General features: G+C 45.0%; 14 protein-coding genes. 3 read left to right on the top strand and 11 right to left on the bottom strand.

The annotated features are described in order from the left end of the window. Positions 1-4: 4 nt before the first annotated feature. The 5 genes from EWA64_RS17390 to EWA64_RS17370 all read right to left on the bottom strand — a co-directional run bounded on the left by EWA64_RS17390 (position 5) and on the right by EWA64_RS17370 (position 5,428). Positions 5-967 carry a DUF1852 domain-containing protein gene (locus tag EWA64_RS17390; RefSeq protein ID WP_061893269.1) on the bottom strand — a complete coding sequence of 321 codons (963 nt, stop codon included), beginning with the start codon at positions 965-967 and terminating at the stop codon, positions 5-7. A gap of 306 nt (positions 968-1,273) precedes the next feature. After that, positions 1,274-1,954: a Crp/Fnr family transcriptional regulator gene (locus EWA64_RS17385; RefSeq protein WP_061893268.1), complete on the bottom strand. Its 681-nt coding sequence runs from the start codon at positions 1,952-1,954 to the stop codon at positions 1,274-1,276. A gap of 155 nt (positions 1,955-2,109) precedes the next feature. Further along, positions 2,110-2,838 carry a nucleoside phosphorylase gene (locus EWA64_RS17380; protein WP_061893267.1) on the bottom strand — a complete coding sequence of 243 codons (729 nt, stop codon included), beginning with the start codon at positions 2,836-2,838 and terminating at the stop codon, positions 2,110-2,112. Continuing rightward, the gene (gene pnuC / locus EWA64_RS17375; RefSeq protein WP_061893266.1) at positions 2,835-3,581 is read right to left on the bottom strand and encodes a nicotinamide riboside transporter PnuC; all 747 of its coding nucleotides are present in this window, start codon (positions 3,579-3,581) and stop codon (positions 2,835-2,837) included. Before pnuC ends, EWA64_RS17380 begins: the two co-directional genes overlap by 4 nt. A gap of 116 nt (positions 3,582-3,697) precedes the next feature. Beyond that, positions 3,698-5,428, bottom strand: coding sequence for an ABC transporter substrate-binding protein (locus EWA64_RS17370; RefSeq protein ID WP_061893265.1), 1,731 nt, complete (start codon positions 5,426-5,428; stop codon positions 3,698-3,700). A gap of 90 nt (positions 5,429-5,518) precedes the next feature. Between EWA64_RS17370 and EWA64_RS17365 the strand changes: the two genes are divergently transcribed. After that, on the top strand, positions 5,519-6,730 hold the full coding sequence (locus EWA64_RS17365) for an MFS transporter (RefSeq protein WP_061893264.1): 1,212 nt from the start codon (positions 5,519-5,521) through the stop codon (positions 6,728-6,730). 8 nt (positions 6,731-6,738) lie between these two features. On the opposite strand, the gene EWA64_RS17360 is transcribed toward EWA64_RS17365, so the two are convergent. The 6 genes from EWA64_RS17360 to EWA64_RS17335 form a co-directional block, all read right to left on the bottom strand. Next, complete coding sequence (locus tag EWA64_RS17360; RefSeq protein WP_244881405.1) at positions 6,739-7,116, bottom strand: SirB2 family protein; 378 nt, start codon at positions 7,114-7,116, stop codon at positions 6,739-6,741. A 489-nt stretch (positions 7,117-7,605) separates the two neighbouring features. Continuing rightward, a complete protein-coding gene (locus tag EWA64_RS17355; RefSeq protein ID WP_061893263.1) occupies positions 7,606-9,366 on the bottom strand; it encodes a HEPN domain-containing protein in 1,761 nt (586 codons plus the stop codon). A 362-nt stretch (positions 9,367-9,728) separates the two neighbouring features. After that, positions 9,729-12,839, bottom strand: a complete 3,111-nt coding sequence (locus EWA64_RS17350; protein WP_061893262.1) for an efflux RND transporter permease subunit — start codon at positions 12,837-12,839, stop codon at positions 9,729-9,731. After that, the gene (locus EWA64_RS17345; RefSeq protein WP_369435844.1) at positions 12,836-14,272 is read right to left on the bottom strand and encodes an efflux RND transporter periplasmic adaptor subunit; all 1,437 of its coding nucleotides are present in this window, start codon (positions 14,270-14,272) and stop codon (positions 12,836-12,838) included. The genes EWA64_RS17350 and EWA64_RS17345 overlap by 4 nt, the downstream gene beginning before the upstream one ends. 104 nt (positions 14,273-14,376) lie before the next feature. Then, entirely contained in the window at positions 14,377-14,718 is a 342-nt protein-coding gene (locus tag EWA64_RS17340; RefSeq protein WP_039442181.1) for a carboxymuconolactone decarboxylase family protein, read from the bottom strand. A gap of 32 nt (positions 14,719-14,750) precedes the next feature. Beyond that, entirely contained in the window at positions 14,751-15,731 is a 981-nt protein-coding gene (locus EWA64_RS17335) for an SLAC1 anion channel family protein (RefSeq protein WP_061893260.1), read from the bottom strand. A 347-nt stretch (positions 15,732-16,078) separates the two neighbouring features. Between EWA64_RS17335 and EWA64_RS17330 the strand changes: the two genes are divergently transcribed. Both EWA64_RS17330 and EWA64_RS17325 read left to right on the top strand, forming a co-directional pair. After that, positions 16,079-16,552, top strand: coding sequence for a Dps family protein (locus EWA64_RS17330; RefSeq protein ID WP_039442185.1), 474 nt, complete (start codon positions 16,079-16,081; stop codon positions 16,550-16,552). Positions 16,553-16,737: 185 nt separating this feature from the next. Then, the gene (locus tag EWA64_RS17325; RefSeq protein ID WP_061893259.1) at positions 16,738-17,535 is read left to right on the top strand and encodes an AraC family transcriptional regulator; all 798 of its coding nucleotides are present in this window, start codon (positions 16,738-16,740) and stop codon (positions 17,533-17,535) included. Positions 17,536-17,680: the final 145 nt, after the last annotated feature.

Below are 17,680 nucleotides of genomic sequence, written 5' to 3'. Positions count from 1 at the left end.
TTGATTATGCGTATTGCGCGGACCACTGCTCTAAGAGAGCTTGGTAAGGTTTGATAAAATACTCTTGGGCAAATTTGCCTTGTTCAATCGCTAATCGGCTGCGCTCTTCTCGGTCATAAACAATTTGAGTTAATGAGTGGTCGGTGTTTTTCAAATTGGGTTGATAGATTTTTCCGGCTACCGCGTTGGCATTATAAATTTCAGGTCGGTAGATTTTTTGAAATGTTTCCATGGTGCTGATAGTGCTAATCAACTCAAGATTGGTGTAATCGTTGAGCAAATCACCAAAGAAATAGAAAGCAAACGGCGCAACACTATTCGGCGGCATAAAATAACGCACTTGTAAGCCCATCTTTCTGAAATATTGCTCCGTCAACGAAGATTCATTGGGCTGATATTCATATCCCAACACCGGGTGTTGATTTTCGATACGGTGATAAGTTTTATTGTCCGACACACTTAAGCAGATGACCGGACGCTTTTTAAAGCGGTTTTTATAAGCATCGGAATGGACAAAGCACTTAAAGAGCTTGCCGTGCAACTCACCAAAGTTTTCTGGAATGCTAAACTTCGTCTGTTGCTTGTTATGATCCAATAACAACACACTAAAATCATAATCTCGCACGTAAGAGGAGAAATTATTTCCGACAATACCTTCAATGCGTTGCTGGGTTTTATGATCAACAATATTGGTTTTTAGAATTTCAATCGATGGAAAACTGTCACCAGTGCTTTCAATATCGAGATCAACAGAAATAATGTCTAACTCAACCGAATAGCGATCGCCTTTGGGGTTATCCCAATGGGCTAATGCGTTAAATCGGCTATCAATCATTTTTAATGCATTACGCAGATTTTCTTTGCGGTACTGTCCCCGTGCTAAATTAGCAAAGTTGGTCGTAATACGTGTATTGTCTTTTGGATGATAATTTTCATCAAATTCGATACTTTTAATATTAAAAATCATGTTATTTTTCCAATTCCAAAGTATAAATAATCTAATTCCTGATGCGGACTTATTTTATATTAAACCTGTACCGTCACTTTTCTTTTCGAACAAAGAGATAGCGTTCTATTTTTATATCGTTACAGGTTGCACTCTAACTATTTTTATACTGGTGAAATCAGAATAAAAGAAATGGTTTTACTTCATGCTGAACATGAGAAATATTCATGTATATTGAAATGAGCGAAGAATCGGCCGCAATGCACACCACTGGGGATAGTGGGGATAGTAAAGAGCTGTCTGTAAACTTACTCGCAGAGAAACCGCTTATTCACTGCTCTCAAGAAAGCGCCTGATCTGCCCTTCATCAACAATCTCTAAACCATGCTCACCTTTACGAACAAGGCCTTTCTCCATCAGCTCTTTTACCGCGCGGCGATAAACACGGCTTGAGGTACCAAATCGTTCCGCTTCTTGGTTCACTTTATCAAACCCACCCAACATCACTGGGCGCTCTTTTTGTTGCAGTAAGTCAAAGGCGATATTGTAAGCGATAGGATGCAACAATCGGCTGGTGTAGATTTCCATTGAATCTTGATAGTCTTCTGCCAACGCTGATGCAAAAAACACCATCATTTCAGGGTGTTGCTCAAGAGCCTGAGTCAAGCGGTGAATACAGATAAGATCCACCTGCAAATGTTCATCGGCGGTCACCGTCCACTGGCAAGGGGTTTGGGTAAAAAACTCCATCTCACCAAAAATATGGTCATCACAGTTCGCTTCACCTAGCTGAAAACGTCGGCCGTTTGCAGCAAGAATATTCATGGAAACACGACCCACTGGTACCACAAAAAGCTGTTCCAGTTTCTCCCCCTGACGGAGAATTTCCGTCCCTGCATCCACATAGTAGCTACTCACTTGGCAACGGTAGATCAGCTCGCGAAACGCTTTGCTTTGCTCTGTCAAATAAGCCGCAAAGCGACCTGTTGGGTAAGGGCGGATTCTCATCTTGTACCTCTGTGTTGCACTGGTGGAGAAGACTACGTTTCCTTCCTTGCGATGTCACTCATCTATCTATGAGAATGAGAGCTGACCACAAGCCTAAACGACAAAACGGCATCCGAAGATACCGTTTTGAGTTTAGGGGTGATTGGTTACCTTTACTAAACCGCAAGCAGCGCTTCTAATGCCGCTAGGGATGCACGCTTTTCACCCGCCATCATCGCATCGTCGTCATTTACGTACTGGTTTACCCCCTCTTTAACATCTTGTTGGTATCGGACCACGTTGTTGAGAACCGAAGCAACCTGTAACCCGCGCAGACGCCCGACGGTGAACAAGGCCGATGTTTCCATATCGGCACCTAAGATACCCTTCTGGTTCCAGTATTGGCATAGCGCTTCTTCGTCATCGGTATAGAAACTATCGTGAGAACGCACAACACCCATATGGTATGGCACCGCTTGCGTTTGCAGATAACCGTCCAGCCCCTTTAGCAACGAAAAACTCGCATACGCCGGATAGGATGCATTGATGTAGGCTTTAGACCCGCCTTCATCGCGCACCGCCCCTTCGGCAACTATCACCTCACCGAGAGCAATATTGGGCTGCATCGCTCCAGCCGAACCAACGCGTATCACGTATTGCGCACCGCACTGCTTGAGCTCTTCCACCGCGATGATCATCGAAGGTGCACCAATACCCGTGCTACACACGGTAATAGCATGCCCTTGGTAGTTACCGTTAAATATGCGGTATTCGCGATTTTCCGCTATTAATTCGGCGTTATCGAGCAAGTTGGCAATACGATTGGCTCGATTTGGTTCACCGCAGACAATCACGCGTGCTGCCACTTGGCTTTCGTCGACACACAGATGGGGCTGTTTATTCATGCGACCACCTTATCAACAGTTTTTTCAGATGGCTGTTGAGCTTGATTTCGCTTTGCCGTGCGCGCCCATTCCCGCGTACCATTCGCGGCAATAAACATAAGAATCGCGTATTGAAGTGACATCGCATATACCCCTTGCATGGCATAGATGCCTACGCTGATGATGTTGATCACGACCCACAAAATCCAGTTTTCCACGTATTTCCGGGTCATAAGGATTTGCGCCACAATCGACAGCACAGTCATAGTAGAATCCCAGAACGGAAACGCATCCGGCTCTAAAGCTGGCTCTGATAACCCAGCCCCAAAGAGATTCAGAGCATCCACTGCGATGTTCGCCAAGGCGTAGAAGAATGGATCAATATAAACCGTCAAAAGCGCAATCGCACAGATGCAGAGGGCACCTGTGATCATCATTTTTTTCTGGCTGAGCCAACGGACTTCCAGCAAATCGCCTGCGGCATTCGGTCGGGTCCACGCATACCAGCCATACACATTGGCACAGAAGAAAAACAGTTGTAGCAAAAGCAACCCGTAAAGTTGGATTTGAAAGAAGATCACGGCAAATAGTGTCACGTTAATCAAACCAAACAGGTAATTGATGGTTTTTTCTTGACTAGCAAACCAAATGCACAGCAAACCAAAGACCGTACCAATGGCTTCGATCCAGCTCATGGCGTAACCGTCGCCAATCGGGATAGTCACCAGTGTATTATTGATATCGAATAGGGAGAACAGCTCCATATGAGCTCCTTTTGCTAAAACGTATTGGATAAGCGGATGTTAGTGGCTGCCAGCATCATTGAGAGAGGACATTTGTCCTCCTTAGGGTGTTAGCGATCATACTTCCGGCGAAATTACTAGCTGGCCGCTCTGCGGTTTGCCTTTGGCATGATCACCACTTGGCTAAAATCGATCCAACCATTGGCAAGCAGATCTGGCGCTGCAATATGCTCAGAGACGTTGAGATCCTGCTGGGTGTGGTAGAGCGGTTGGTACAAACCCCGTTCCACCAGCTCGCGCTCTAAACTTTCAAAGCGCGCTAAGCGATATTCTGCTGTTTCTTGCTTCATTATCTCCACGGCTTGCCGCTTCAGCCAATGCTTGTTATCAGCACTTAAGCATGCGTTAACTGAGGAAGTACAGAGCAGCCAGCCAAGCCACGACATGTCACTGTCATCACTAAAAACTTCACCCGAGATGATGATATCGGCTTCTGCAAGTCGCTTTTCATTGTCGAACTCGGGAAATGGCAAAACCTCAATATTGCAATCAATACCAACCGAACTTAGCTGGTTCGCCACCTGCTCCGCCACCGTAATGTGAGTGCTCAGTTGATAGGTCAGTATAGTTAATGGTGACCGAGGCAGGCTTAAATGAAGGTCAGCGAGAAGGGGATGAGCTTGTTCCACACTCGCTGGCGAAAGGTCGGGTTGGCCCTTCATTCCTTGGGCTTTGGCGAGAACCTCCCCTTCCAAATCAGAAGGCGGCAACATGGTTGACAGCAACCCTTGTAGCCAAGCGCGATGTTCAGTGACGGCCATCCAAGAGTGACGCTGAGGATTCAACATGGCATAAACACAACCCGGTTCCCACTGACGCTTAGCCACAAACCCCTCGCTGCCGTATTTCCTCACCTCACGCCCATGTGCCACATCGCTGTGCAAGGTAAACTCTTTGGCATTGGCGCCAAGATTCCATATTTCAATACCATCAATCCACGGGCGATAGCCATGGTAGCGCGGAAACACACTGAGCAAAGTCCGCCACTCATTTTGTTCAACTAACATAAATGGCCCTGCGCCGAAACGTTTTTCCCCCGACTCTTTGCTTATGCCCATTGCAGTGTGGGCAAGGAGTTTGGGTAAAAGCCGAGGCATCTGATGACTAATAAAACGCAATTGCCGCTCACCATCGACGATCAACTCATCAATAAATTCAAACAGTGGCCGACAGCCGGAACAAGAGCCGATTAAACGTTCAAAGTGTGCTTTCACGCTGTGCGCGGTAAGCTCACTGCCATCATGAAAATAGAGATGTTTGCGCAGCACCACCGTCAGTGTATCGCCGCGTAACTGGTAAAACTGGGCGAGATCGCAGCGAAACTCCGCACTTTTGTGCTCACAGTGGATCAATTTCGCATAGAGATAGCTGGCAATATGATGCTCTGTGCGGCGGCTAATAGAAATAGGGTCAAGCCCGTGTGTTGCACGATAAAAGGGGATCTGCAAAATATCGCTGTCACTTGGTTTGGACTGATACTGAGCCAGATAGTCACCTAAAAACGATGAACGCTCTTGTTCTGGCAGTAGCGAAATCGCGGGTTCAATCTGCCCTGCTTTTAGGTAGTGTTCGGCTTGGCGCTTAAGGCGCGCATCGACCCTTTTCAGCAGCTTAGCTTGCGGCAGGTTGCCTCGCCCAACACCAGCTTGCCAATCGAGGATCTGCTCTTTCACCAGCCGTTTAATCACCAACTGCGCATTGCGCCGAGTGCATCCCAGCGCCTCACTAAAACGATCTAATGAGACCGCTCTCCACTCATCTTGCACCAATTGATCGCGACAAAACGCGAGTGCCTGCCAATAACGCATAAAGGTGAAATCCTATTTTTACATTTCTATTTTTCTTCATCTTTTCCTCGCGATAATAACCCCATCATTTCAGGAAGAAAGGAAAGATTGATGAATACGTTAGCCGAGACACACATTTCCATTTGGCGCAGTCGCCCGTTTGTTATCCTCTTTTCCAGCGCTTTTTTTGTCGCTTTCGGCGGTCAGATTTACAACTTGGCCTTGCCGCTGCTGGTCTACGAGTTAACCCAATCCTCGCAAATAATGGGCTGGATGCGCGCGGTGGAGTTTTTACCTAATCTGCTGTTGGCGCTGTTTATTGGCGTTTGGGTTGACCGGGTCGATAAAAAACGCTGGTCCCAGGCAATGTTGCTTGGTCAAGTCGGTGTCGTGCTGGCATCTTACTGGGCGGTCGAAACTCTTGAAGCGCCGCTGTGGGTGCTGTTTCCCGCCGCGTTTGTAATGATGGCGTGTAACTACGGTTATCACAATGCGCGCATTGCGATGATGAAAAATGCGCTGGCACAGGAGAAGCAAAATACCGCGACGGCAAGAATGAGCGCACTCAACAGTTTTATGGAAACCGTCGGGCCGGTGCTTTCGGGGGCATTGATGTTGCTTTCCGCCATTCATCACGTATTTCTCGCGGTGGCACTGTTGCTGGGATTGGCGTTTTGGCAATTGCAAAGGCTCGAATTAACCCCTAGCCCAGTAAAAACACATCCAAATGTTTGGCGCTCACTTTATCAGGGCTGGCAGATCCTACGCGCAGAAACCGCGATGTGGTACATCACCTTGGCTGTGATGGTAATCAACACCACTGGCTCGGTGTTTTGGATCCAAGCGCTCTATTTTGCCAAAGCGCACTTGGCACTCAACTCCGTAGAAGTAAGCTACCTGATTGCCGCGTCTGGTTTGGGTGGTCTACTAGGTTCGTTCAGTGCCGACAAAGTGCGCCGCCGTATCGGGCTGGGTAAATTGCTGCTGCTTTCCATTTGTCTCGAGTCGTTTGGTTTCCTTATTCCACTCATCGCGCCGGGCGTCGTTTCACTCGCCATCGCTTTTGCTTGGGTCTCCGCCATTGGCTTGTACAGCAGCATTTGCATTTGGAGCTATCGTCAAGAAGCGTTTGCCGAAGAGCATTTAGGCCGTGTCGCCGGAATTACTGGTTCGCTGTTTAAGTTGCTCATGCCAATTGGCCTTGCCGCATCGGGTTACTTAGTAGCAAGCATTGGCATGGATGCCCTGTTTATTGCTTGCTGCTGCGTTCAGCTTCTCACTGCGCTCATCCTTGGCTTGAGCCGAGTGAGAAGCCTCGCGTAGCGGCGCACTCAACTTAACGCAATCGGCGCATGCGTTTTCGCGATGTAGAAAATCATCACAAACAGTATGCAAGTAACCGAGGTAAACACGGTTCGCAGTTGGCGGTTGAGTTTCGGCTTAAACGCCAACATGGCACACGCCACATATGCCACCAACAGCAGCAGTTTTTCCGTCAGCCACGCATCGGTAAACGGATACTGATTGATGGTTACACACAACACCAATGCCGAGAGCAGCATGGTTAAAGTAATCACTTTGTGCGCTTTGAATGCCAGCTCACTCTCTAGCCATACCGAGCCACGGTATCCCCAGTAGGTGCGCAGAGCAAAACTCAAAAAACTGAGTAAAATCAAGCCAACATGAGCTTTTAGCAGTAGTAAGTACATAGTCATCCTTAACATGAAGCGCATTTAAACGGACGTTTAAAGTAATTACTCTTTTTGTCAGCCACCTTGATGTGAATCAAGTGTTATTAAAATGATTTATTTATGTTTACCAAAAGCCAGTTTGATCACAAATTAGCCACAGAGATCCCGGTGAGATTCAATCAATGTCGAGTGCAGTTTTAGGTTCGCTCATGAAGTGATTTGGCCGATTGAGAAGAGCGGGATCTCACTCATTTTTGGACATTTCTGAGTTAGGGCATCCAGTTGAATCAGTGTACTTCGAACTAGTTCAGTTTTGGAAAAATGAGACTCGATTGGCAGTGAGCAGTGAGACTGAAGAGAGAAACAGTCTTATGTTTTTGCTGTAAACAACAATTTAATGGCGTAAATGACGTAGCGAAGTAGTTGGTTTTGTTGCTCAAGAGCATTGGCTGCTGACGCAGCCAAAAGTTTATTAGTGCCTATTTACAACAGGAAGACTCACATGTGTCATATTAATTTAGGGCATGTCATTTGAGATATATTTTCACGTTCGAACTTCGCATTTTTTTTACCTAAATCACTTAGGTATTTATCATATTTAATTGAAGAATATTTGAAACATTCTCTAATACTATAAGCACCTGCCTCATTTTTTGCCAACTCAATAATACCAGATAGGATAATATCTAAGTAGTCATGTGTATTAGTGATAAGTATTCCTAAGTTGTCAGGTTTTTTACCACTATGAACAATCATATTTCTAGTTCTATATATCCTTCTGATTTGCCAATCTAGTCGCTTTTTATGAGACTGTAATATTTTATACAGTGTGTTAGGGTTTTCTACCATCCCTTGAAGATGAAAGTACCTATCCTTTATCAAATGAAAATCTCGAAAATTAGCTTCTAGCAGATTTCGCTTGTCTTGATAATTATCTTGAGTCAGCAACAATATTACCTTTTCAGGCAAACTATTAGCTTCTATTCCATTAAACAAATCTGATACTAAAGCCGAATTCCAATTCAACAAATCTTTCGCAAAATTTCTGAATACTCTATGAACATAACTCAGATTTAAAAACGGCATTACAGAATTGATAATATGATCGATAGTATCGGCATCACTTGGCTTCGGTGGTATAAGCGATTCTATTGCGATCCATAGATTAATAATCTGGTTCTCTTCCGAGTCGGTTTTTAGTGCTTGTGCATGTAGTTCGGAGCTTCTGATAAACTGAGAAAATGATGATTTATCTAACGAAAAATTTGATAAGAAATCCTGTAGCTTTTTTGATGCTAATGATGGCTTTAAATCGTTACACTTGTGCATTTGGTTAGTATTGCTACCAACTCTGTGCACCTTCTCTGTTTCGAACTCTCTTATCAAACAGAAATCTAAATATGATGGATCTTCTTTATGGTGAAAAAGATTCAATGTAGTTCGAAGAATGTCCACACTAAATCTTGCATATTTTTTAGCTTTAAAGTGATCTCTTGCTTCAATGTCCTTGACGTGCAAGTATACATCAGAACTATTTTTTATCTCCATTGCCCTCTCATTTTCAACATTGAATGGGGCATCCTTTAGAATTTCGATACCTAGTTTCTTACAAGAGTCTTGTATTTCATTAAATATCTTGTCCGCTCGAAATAGAACTTCATATTTAGTCGGTTCATTATTGAAAATTGCAATAAAGCTTCCAATATCATCATTTGATGATATTGGTTTATCTCTGTCGTAGAAAAAGCTCTTAGCTTGTAAGTAAATAAACTCAGAACTAAATCCTGAGTTAAGTAACGTAGTGACATAATTTCTAGCCACAGTTCTAATCTCACCACAATCTAGTGGTTGCCTCATCAAATTAACCAGTTTCTTTTCACAAGCCTTTTTATATCTAGACAAAGATATCTGATTAACTATGACATTAATTATATCTTTAACCTCTGTCGTATCTGAGTGATTTTCATTTAGTTTTTTGTATATAATCCCCAAATCGAGAGAAATCAATCCTTTTGCAACTTCATCTTTCTTCAGGTTCTCAACAAACTCGTCAACAACATGTTTAAGATTTTGTTTTTTTATTAGACCATTTTCTATATCGTTAATTAACGATAATATTTCGTCACACAATAGACTTGCGTTCAACGCCGAAGGTTTGTATGTATCAAGCGAAAACTCAAAAAGCAGCTCTTCCATCAACTGTGCAAAAAATGCCAGAGATTCTAGACCTGCGCTGTCGCCCCAGTGTTTTATACTTCTGAACTTCATTTATATACTCATGCTATTAAACAACAGATTATTAGATCGCCAAATAGGGTGTTTAAACACGACATTTTTCTTCTACTAACAGTTCCATACCTTATTGCTATCATAACATGCTGTTTAACAATGTCTTTTGGGGAAGCACTGTTTTGTGAGTGTGTGTGGAAATGTGATAAATTGGAGCTTTCCGCAAACGAAGCTGTTGCCATTAGTGGAAGTGCTGTAAAACGATCGCTAACAAACTTTGGGGCAAAAGCTTGTCACAGCGCCCGATGGTGCAAAACTTTTGGCCAAGTATGATTCACTGACTTTATTTGTTGTCGATGGAATCACACAAAAGAGCTCGTCGCCTGTTCCACCGGATCATTTCATAACGCATCGTTCTGCCTATTGGATGCTGATAATTTGCTTAAGCCCAAGTCATCGAGAATGAGTAACACGCAAGGGACAATAATCGAGGCCAGCAGTGTTGCCGATATTAAGCCAAAGGCGATACTGGCAATCAACGGGATCAAAAACTGCGCCTGAGTACTGCTCTCGGTTAATAGTGGCAGCAGCCCTGCAAAGGTGGTAAGCGAAGTGATAAAGATAGCGCGGAATCGGTCATGAACGGCTTCACGACAAGCATCCAGCAAATCAACGCCTTTGGCGATGTTCTCTTTAATAAAGTTGACCAGCAAAATATTGTCGTTCACCACAATACCCGCAAGGGTGGCAAACCCCACCAGGCTCGGAATCGTCAGATCGAGCCCCATCGCTAAATGCCCCCAAACAACACCTATCCATCCCATAGGAATAGCGAGCAATACCGCCATCGGTTGACTGTAACTTTGGAATAGAAAAGTCAGGATCAGATAAATGCCGATAACCCCCAGAGCAAAGAAAGTTTGCAACGAGGAGCCAGTATCGGCGCTTTCTTTGTCTTGCCCTTGAGAGACAAAACTCACATCCGGAAAGTTCTTTTTCGCATTGGGGACAAACGTCGCATAGAACTGCTGCATAATTTCTCTGGCGTTGGCAACTCGGGTGTCGATATTTCCTTGCACCGTGACCGTATTGATGCCGTTTATTCGGTTAATTCTGGAGAAAGTTTGTTGTTCTTCAAAGTCAGCAACAGCAGACAGCGGCACGAGCGTCCCGTTTGCCGCAGTTACCATCAGATCCTTGAGTTCTTGCAAACTGGCTTGGTGAGTAAACTCTTCAAGACGCAGCGTGATATCTAGAATCTCACTGCCCTGAAACACCGTCAGATCGGTACTGCCTTTTACTGCACTGCGAAGTGTCTGGGCGAGTTGTGCAGCGTTAACGCCCATCACGCCAGCTTCTTCTTTGAGTTTTACGTGAATTTCAGATCGCCCGTAACGCAGATCACTGGAAAGATTAAAAACGCCATCAAAACCTTTCAACCACTTGATAAGAGAACGACTGACCTTGTCCAGCGCTTCAAGAGAGCTACCCTGAACACGGATATCAATACCGTTGCCTGCAATGCCCCTTTCCTTATCGGTAAACTTAAGTGACACAACGTCTGCCGTGGGGCCTGTTTTCTCCTTCCAGCTTTGCACCAGATATTTGATGCTCTCTTGGCGAAACTGCGCCGGAAGTAAATCCGCACTCACTGTCGCCATATGAGGCCCAGATTCGTTGGCATCAATATTGGTGTTGTACATGATGGTTTTGCTGCTCACCAATGGTTCTGAATTGGGAAATTTTTCTGAATATTCTTGATTCACCTTATCCAGAGCTTGGGATAACTTCGCAACCACCTGCTCGGTTTGAGAGAGCAAGCTGCCCTGCGGCAGCAGAACACGAGCCTGAAGCGTATCGCTTTCCAGTGATGGCATCGCTTTAAACTTAAGAAGCCCTGCGGAGAAAGTGGCGGTTGAGAGCAGCACGACCATAGTCAGAACGCCCAGCGTCAAGTATGGCGCATTCATCGCTTTTAGCGACAAAGGAACAAAAAACTGATCTCTTACCCTTTCAAAACTGGCGATAAACCTCTCTCGCACCGGGTTTGAACTTGACTCAAGATGGCTGTGCGCAAGGTGCGCCGGAAGAATCAAAAAAGCTTCAATCAGGCTTACCAGCAGAGTAATTAGCAAGATGATCGGAATGTAGCGTAGAACCTCTCCCATGGTTCCGCTCAAAAACATAAGCGGGCCAATGGCCATTACGGTGGTGGCAAAGGAAGCGACAACACCAGGGAAAACTTGTGCGGTGCCTTGAACTGCAGCAGCAAATGCAGGCATACCCGCTTGCCTTTTGGCCGCAATATTCTCGGCGATGATCAGCGAGTCGTCCATTAACAGACCGATGGCCACGATAAGCCCCACCATGGTCATCATATTCAGGGTATAACCCAACACATACATGGCAAAGATTGCACCCAAGAATGAGACAGGCAGCCCTAACGCGACCCAAAAGCTAAAACGAATATTAAAGAAGGCCCAAAGCATAAGAAATGCCAGTGCCAGCCCTTGTAATCCGTTACTAGTCAGAATTCTCAGCCTCTCATCAATATTCACGCTGACATCCTGAGTAATGGTCAATTCGACACCTTGTGGTGCACTCATCTGCTCTTTTTCGATCAAATGAACGATCGCCTCTTTGACTTTCAGAGTGTCCTGAGAATCGCTTTTGGATATTTGCAGCAGCGCAGCCCGCTGGCCTTGGAAGATTATTTGATCCTCTTCATTAGCAAACTTTTGCTCAATGTCAGTAATATCTCCCAGCCGAACTTGAGTACCATGTTCACTCGATTTCACGACGATTTTTTTCAGATCGTCGACTTCATTGTTCAATTGATCAAAGCGCACACTCAGCTCTTCGAGATCGTTGGTAAATATGCCCGCTGGAGTACTGACACTTTGCTGCTGCACAAGGTTGGATAAGTCAGAGATGCTCAGCCCGTATTGCTTAAGCTTCCACTGAGATACACGAATTTCTATCTCCTGATCGGAGAAACCACTGACTGACACCTGAGCGATGAGAGGGTGTGATTTCATCCTGCGTTTCACCTCCTGAGCATAGAGGTAAAGATCTTTTGCAGACATATTTCCGCTGATGGCGACACTGGCGACTGTCGCTACCCTATCAAGTTTATTGACCGTGATCTGCTCAACTCTATCGGGGAAGTCACTGATGGCGTTAACTTGCTGCTGAATGTCTGAGGTGAGCGCGTCAATATTTTCACCATCATCGATTTCCACATTACCAATAGCCATGTTCTCTCTGGCATCACAGGTGAACTCTTTAACACCGTTGATCAGATCGATAGCCTCCTCCAGCGGGGTGCAAATCTCTTCAACCACTTCGGCTGGGGAAGCGCCCGGGTAACTAATGCGAATTTCGATGTTTTTGGTTTGGGTGACAGGGAAGGTGTCTTTTTGCAATTTAGGTAATGCAAAAGCCCCGAGCAACAATATCGCAACCATCAGCACATTCGCACCAGTGGGGTGACGAGTAAAAAATGAGATCATAATTTGACCTCACTCTTTGCTTTACCTAACTTAAACCCGCTTTCTTTATCCAACCATGAATCGATATTTTTATCAGGTTGCGGTTTGAGTAGCATTCCTTCAACGGCTGGGGAAAGCTTGCTTAAAACAACGATGTCGTCCTTCTGGATGCCCGATTTGATAACGGCAACCTGACCCTGAACAAAATCCACTTCTACTGGCTGAATTTTCAGTTTGCCCTCTGCCACCAAGTAGACCTTGTCGTTATGAATGGCGTTCAGGGGCACTAGGATCTGCTCGCTCATCACTGGTGCTTTCAGGGTCACTTTGACAAAAGTGTCCCTAATCAGTGGTGGCCTTTTGCCCGGAGACGCCAGCTTGAGCGGGTTGTCAATTTGCACCACAATACTCTGGCTTTGCGTCTGTGCGTCAATCTGTCCGCCAGAACGGCTGACGTTCGCATCCCAAGAAATAATATGGTCCCCCGCGTTCAGCTCTACCCTTGCCTCAAGATCCACAAAGCCATTACTGTCTGTTTTACTTAGCATTTGCGCTCTTCTCAGAGGACGCATTTTGCCAAGTGGGAACTGGGCACGGATCTCAACCGCATCAATGCCATCGGCTTTTAGCATGAGCTCGCCTTTATTAACGTATTCCGCCAGACCAATCACTTTGTCTGTGACTCTTATATCGAAAGGCGCCTTGATAATGGTGTGTTCAAGATCGCGCTTAGCTATCGCCAGTTCCGTCAGAAGGACCTTTTGTGTCGCTTTGTTAATGGCCAGATTATTTTTTTGCACCTGAAGCTGTTGCTGGCTGTTGAGAAGATCTTTGGCCGCTTTATCTCTCTCTGTTTCGGATATATGGCCCGTTTTACTCAGGCGAACCGTACGTTCATAGTCTGATTGCTGAAGCTGATACTCTTTTTCAGCAATATTCAATGTTTCCAAAATAGTTTGAGCGGTCAGTTTTGCCACTTCAAGTTCGGCTTGCAAACGGGCAATAGCGAGTTCATAAGATGAAGGATCCAACCTGAGAATTTCACTACCTTGCTTGATGATACTGCCATCATGATAGTTATCCGCAACCCAGACGACTGCGCCTTCCAACTCTGCTTGGGCTTGCCAGTCTCTGACGGGCTGGGTGTGGCCATAACCGACTGCAGCAGGTTGGATCTTTCGTGGGGTGACTTGAATTACCCGAACTACCTTTTTTCCCGTGTTATCAATCGCCTTGGGTGGTTCCGCTTTCATTGCTGGAGCTAATATGAGCATTGCAACACCGAGAAGGACCGGTGGTATAAATAAAGATCTTTGCGTCCATTTAAATCTTGCCATGCCATGCTCCGTATGAATCATCTTATCTACATTAGAGATTGCTAAAAAAGATAGCACACAACCATGTGCATGATCATTGAAGATGCTTGATTTTTGATGGAGTTGGGAGCTCACCACGCCGATTAATGACTCTTCTGATATTGCAAGCAGTATATTTACATTGAACGGCGATAGATCATCTTCTCCTTTCTCCTATCATTCATCTACTCCATTGCTTGGGATTATTCACAAAACTCATCCACCGCAGCCAGCGCTTGTGTTCCATAAATCACAGCAGGGCCACCTCCCATCAAAATAGCCACATTAATCGTCTCAACCAACTCCTCTCTGCAAGCGCCTGCTTTAACAGCGGCTTCAACGTGAGAACCAATACAACCGTCACAACGGACATTGATAGCAATAGCCACCGCAATCAGTTCTTTATATTTTGTTTCCATTGCACCTGATGCAAATGCCGCTTTATGAAGGCTTAGGAAAGCATTAAGCGTGTCAGGGCTCTCTTTCCGAAAAGCCGACCCTAATTTGCGTTGTTGCTGATTAATCTCTTTATAACTTTTGTTCATGATTCTTCCTCACTGATATACCTAAATTTCGTTTATTCCGGCTTGCATATTTCACCAGCCTTTATTGCTTTGAGTGTATTAAACGACAGCCACAAAACGAGTAGCGTCAGGCCCCCTAATAAGGCAACGCCAATGTAAAAGCCTATGGGTGACAGCGTTAACTCTGCATATCGAAATAGAGCTACATTAAAAGCCGCCACCGGAAATGAGTACGCCCATGAAGAGAGAAAAAAGCCACTTTTTCGAAACTGATTAATGTTGAGCGCCAGCAAAATAGCGGTGAATAGTGCAACAGAGATGAGTATTCTTGAAAAATCGGTCAACTCTGGAACCAATGAGCTATAAGACACAAAACCAATCGATGGAGGCGCTAACAAGATAAACAGCATAGGTTTGAAACGCGCTGGCAGAGCCTCATGAAAAATTAAACGGTTAATGATGATGGTTAATAATACCAACCAGAAGACGATACCAACGCCGAAAAAGAACCAGCTTATTTCGATAAAACCCAGCTTAGCCCCGGTGATTGGAGCAATAATATTGCCAACAACAGGGATGAACCAACTCGGGTTTGCGTGCTCTAGCCGATAGTGATCATGGTGTATCCAGCTATGCATAACCAGCAAGGTTAGCGATAACTGAACCACCGCGCCGAGCCCCCACAAAACATAGGAGAGCGATTCGAATCTGTGCCAAACGACTGAGAGAAGTAAAAGGCTAATAGAAAAAGCAGCAAAAAAATTAATTTTTATTGGATGCTTTGTTTCTGCTATCACTGCATTTGGATAACGCGTGATTTTTAGTAAATAGAGTGCGCTCACCAGCAGCATGACAGTAGTTGCCAAAATACTGCTAAAGGTGGTTATCACAGGAAAGGATGTCCCAAGCGCTTTTTGCCATGCAATTGATAAGCCGCTCAACCCCATAACGATGGAAAACATGGAGATAGGGAAATGTATCAATCGGCTTTCTTCCTCCATTGAGGATATCTGTTTAGTAGAGACGTCTTTCATATCAAGCCTTTTCAGTCGGTAGGTTGTCGCAATATCGCACTAACACCAATTGTGATGAAGATCTATTCACCACCACATGAATACCCCGGCTTTGTTGCTCTCAATGAAGAATGTGGCAGCGATGATCTATCGTTGAATCTAATATACGCCTATCCGACTGACGTTTTTATCCAGAAATATGACAAAACACATTCCTATTACGACAAGTGGTTTTTTTACCAAATGAACTATTATAGAGTCATTACCTATGGACTTTGCTGCATAAGTAGATTCAAAAAGGATGCTCGATCGATTTTTCTATACTTGTGTGCCGAGACTGAATGTTATTAATAAATCAAGGAGTCAATATGGATACTATCAATATTGGAATTAATGAAGCTGACCGCATTGCCATTGCTGAAGGTTTGAAACGCTTATTGGCCGACTCTTACACACTTTATCTGCAAACTCACAACTTTCACTGGAACGTAACCGGTCGACAGTTCCGCGATCTGCACCTGATGTTTGAAGAGCATTACACCGAGCTTGCAACCGCCGTGGATGACATCGCTGAGCGTATTCGTTCATTGAATATTGTCGCACCAGGCACTTATAAATCTTTAGCCGCACTCACTTCAATCAAAGAGGTGGAAGATATCCCGCCCGCCATGGAAATGGTTAAAATTCTTACGCAAAGTCACGAACAGGTGATTAGAACTTGTCGTGAGATACTCACCATTGCTCAAGACGCCAATGATGAATCGTCAGCAGCACTGATTTCTGATCGCATGCGTGTTCACGAAAAAACGGCATGGATGTTAAGAGCGATGTTGGTTGCCTAGATCCCATTTATCGCCTGACGGGGTTAACTAGCCGTTAGCCCCGTTTTATAGGCAGTAGTCGCGAAAGCCTTCAGCACCTATCTTCCACCGTAAGAGTTCACTGCTAAAGAGTACGCGTCAGGACTCTAGTAATGTTTATGAGTCATTCCTAAAATACCTATTTTGATACGTTTTAATGAGACCGGATGTCAAAACAAACTCCTCACACAGCAATGTTATCACCCAGCGATGTGGCCTTTATTTTGGATCCAGATCAGCCAGTACTTACTCACAGTCGTAGCATGGTCGCCGAGTCGACGATTAAGCCCCACGCCCATCCGCGAGGACAGCTGCTATGGAGTGCGAAAGGGATATTGCGAGTGACCAGCGAAAAGGCGGTTTGGGTAGTCCCGACAACTCATGCGGTATGGATTCCGAGCGGTCATTACCATCAAGTAAGTAATGAAACCGCGACACAAACTCGCAACTTATACATAGATCCCTCGTTTTGTGTACGTCAAAACTCCGATAAAGTCGTCATGTTAAAAATGAGCTCGTTAATGCGAGAAGTGATACTCAGGCTGACAGAAAATGCGGGGGAGCTCCCCCAACAAAGAGCCCATCACCTAGGCTTAGTTGCCCTTGATGAGCTTGAATCTTTACCAGCATTGGAACTGTATATTCCATCCGGGCATGACCCTCGCCTGCAACGTCTGATCAGCATTGTTGTTAATCAGCCAGAGCAATCACTGCTGCTTGAGCAGTTAGCAACAGAGGTCGGAGCCAGTGTTCGTACTATTGAACGATTGTTTAAAGCAGAAACAGGGCTAACATTTCGTCAATGGCGCAGCCGCTTTCGTTTGATGAATTCTCTGGAGAAAATTACTCAGGGAGCTAAGACGACACTGGTTGCGCATGAATTAGGTTATAGCAGCGTGAGCAGTTTTATCTCTTCTTTTAAAGAGATGTTTGGTTGTACACCTCAAGAGTATGCTCAAAAGTGACGTGACTATTCTGTGAGTTATTTAACTGACGACAAGTTGAGCAGGACTAGCTCACTATTGAAGCTACTTTTCGCCATGTCGTGCATGGAAATACCTGTTGTCACAATGGTAACTCGTCAACTCAAATGATGGTCCCTAATATCCT

Source organism: Vibrio cidicii (genome assembly GCF_009665415.1).
GTDB classification, from domain to species: domain Bacteria; phylum Pseudomonadota; class Gammaproteobacteria; order Enterobacterales; family Vibrionaceae; genus Vibrio; species Vibrio cidicii.
Note: the sequence above shows the minus strand (reverse complement) of the source record. Positions and strands in the feature narration are given on the sequence as shown.

What these genes read in the sequence shown, in the direction of transcription:
- EWA64_RS17390 (WP_061893269.1), bottom strand. Translation starts at nt 967, where the DNA reads ATGATTTTTAATATTAAAAGTATCGAATTTGATGAAAATTATCATCCA.
- EWA64_RS17385 (WP_061893268.1), bottom strand. Translation starts at nt 1,954, where the DNA reads ATGAGAATCCGCCCTTACCCAACAGGTCGCTTTGCGGCTTATTTGACA.
- EWA64_RS17380 (WP_061893267.1), bottom strand. Translation starts at nt 2,838, where the DNA reads ATGAATAAACAGCCCCATCTGTGTGTCGACGAAAGCCAAGTGGCAGCA.
- pnuC (WP_061893266.1), bottom strand. Translation starts at nt 3,581, where the DNA reads ATGGAGCTGTTCTCCCTATTCGATATCAATAATACACTGGTGACTATC.
- EWA64_RS17370 (WP_061893265.1), bottom strand. Translation starts at nt 5,428, where the DNA reads ATGCGTTATTGGCAGGCACTCGCGTTTTGTCGCGATCAATTGGTGCAA.
- EWA64_RS17365 (WP_061893264.1), top strand. Translation starts at nt 5,519, where the DNA reads ATGAATACGTTAGCCGAGACACACATTTCCATTTGGCGCAGTCGCCCG.
- EWA64_RS17360 (WP_244881405.1), bottom strand. Translation starts at nt 7,116, where the DNA reads ATGTACTTACTACTGCTAAAAGCTCATGTTGGCTTGATTTTACTCAGT.
- EWA64_RS17355 (WP_061893263.1), bottom strand. Translation starts at nt 9,366, where the DNA reads ATGAAGTTCAGAAGTATAAAACACTGGGGCGACAGCGCAGGTCTAGAA.
- EWA64_RS17350 (WP_061893262.1), bottom strand. Translation starts at nt 12,839, where the DNA reads ATGATCTCATTTTTTACTCGTCACCCCACTGGTGCGAATGTGCTGATG.
- EWA64_RS17340 (WP_039442181.1), bottom strand. Translation starts at nt 14,718, where the DNA reads ATGAACAAAAGTTATAAAGAGATTAATCAGCAACAACGCAAATTAGGG.
- EWA64_RS17335 (WP_061893260.1), bottom strand. Translation starts at nt 15,731, where the DNA reads ATGAAAGACGTCTCTACTAAACAGATATCCTCAATGGAGGAAGAAAGC.
- EWA64_RS17330 (WP_039442185.1), top strand. Translation starts at nt 16,079, where the DNA reads ATGGATACTATCAATATTGGAATTAATGAAGCTGACCGCATTGCCATT.
- EWA64_RS17325 (WP_061893259.1), top strand. Translation starts at nt 16,738, where the DNA reads ATGTCAAAACAAACTCCTCACACAGCAATGTTATCACCCAGCGATGTG.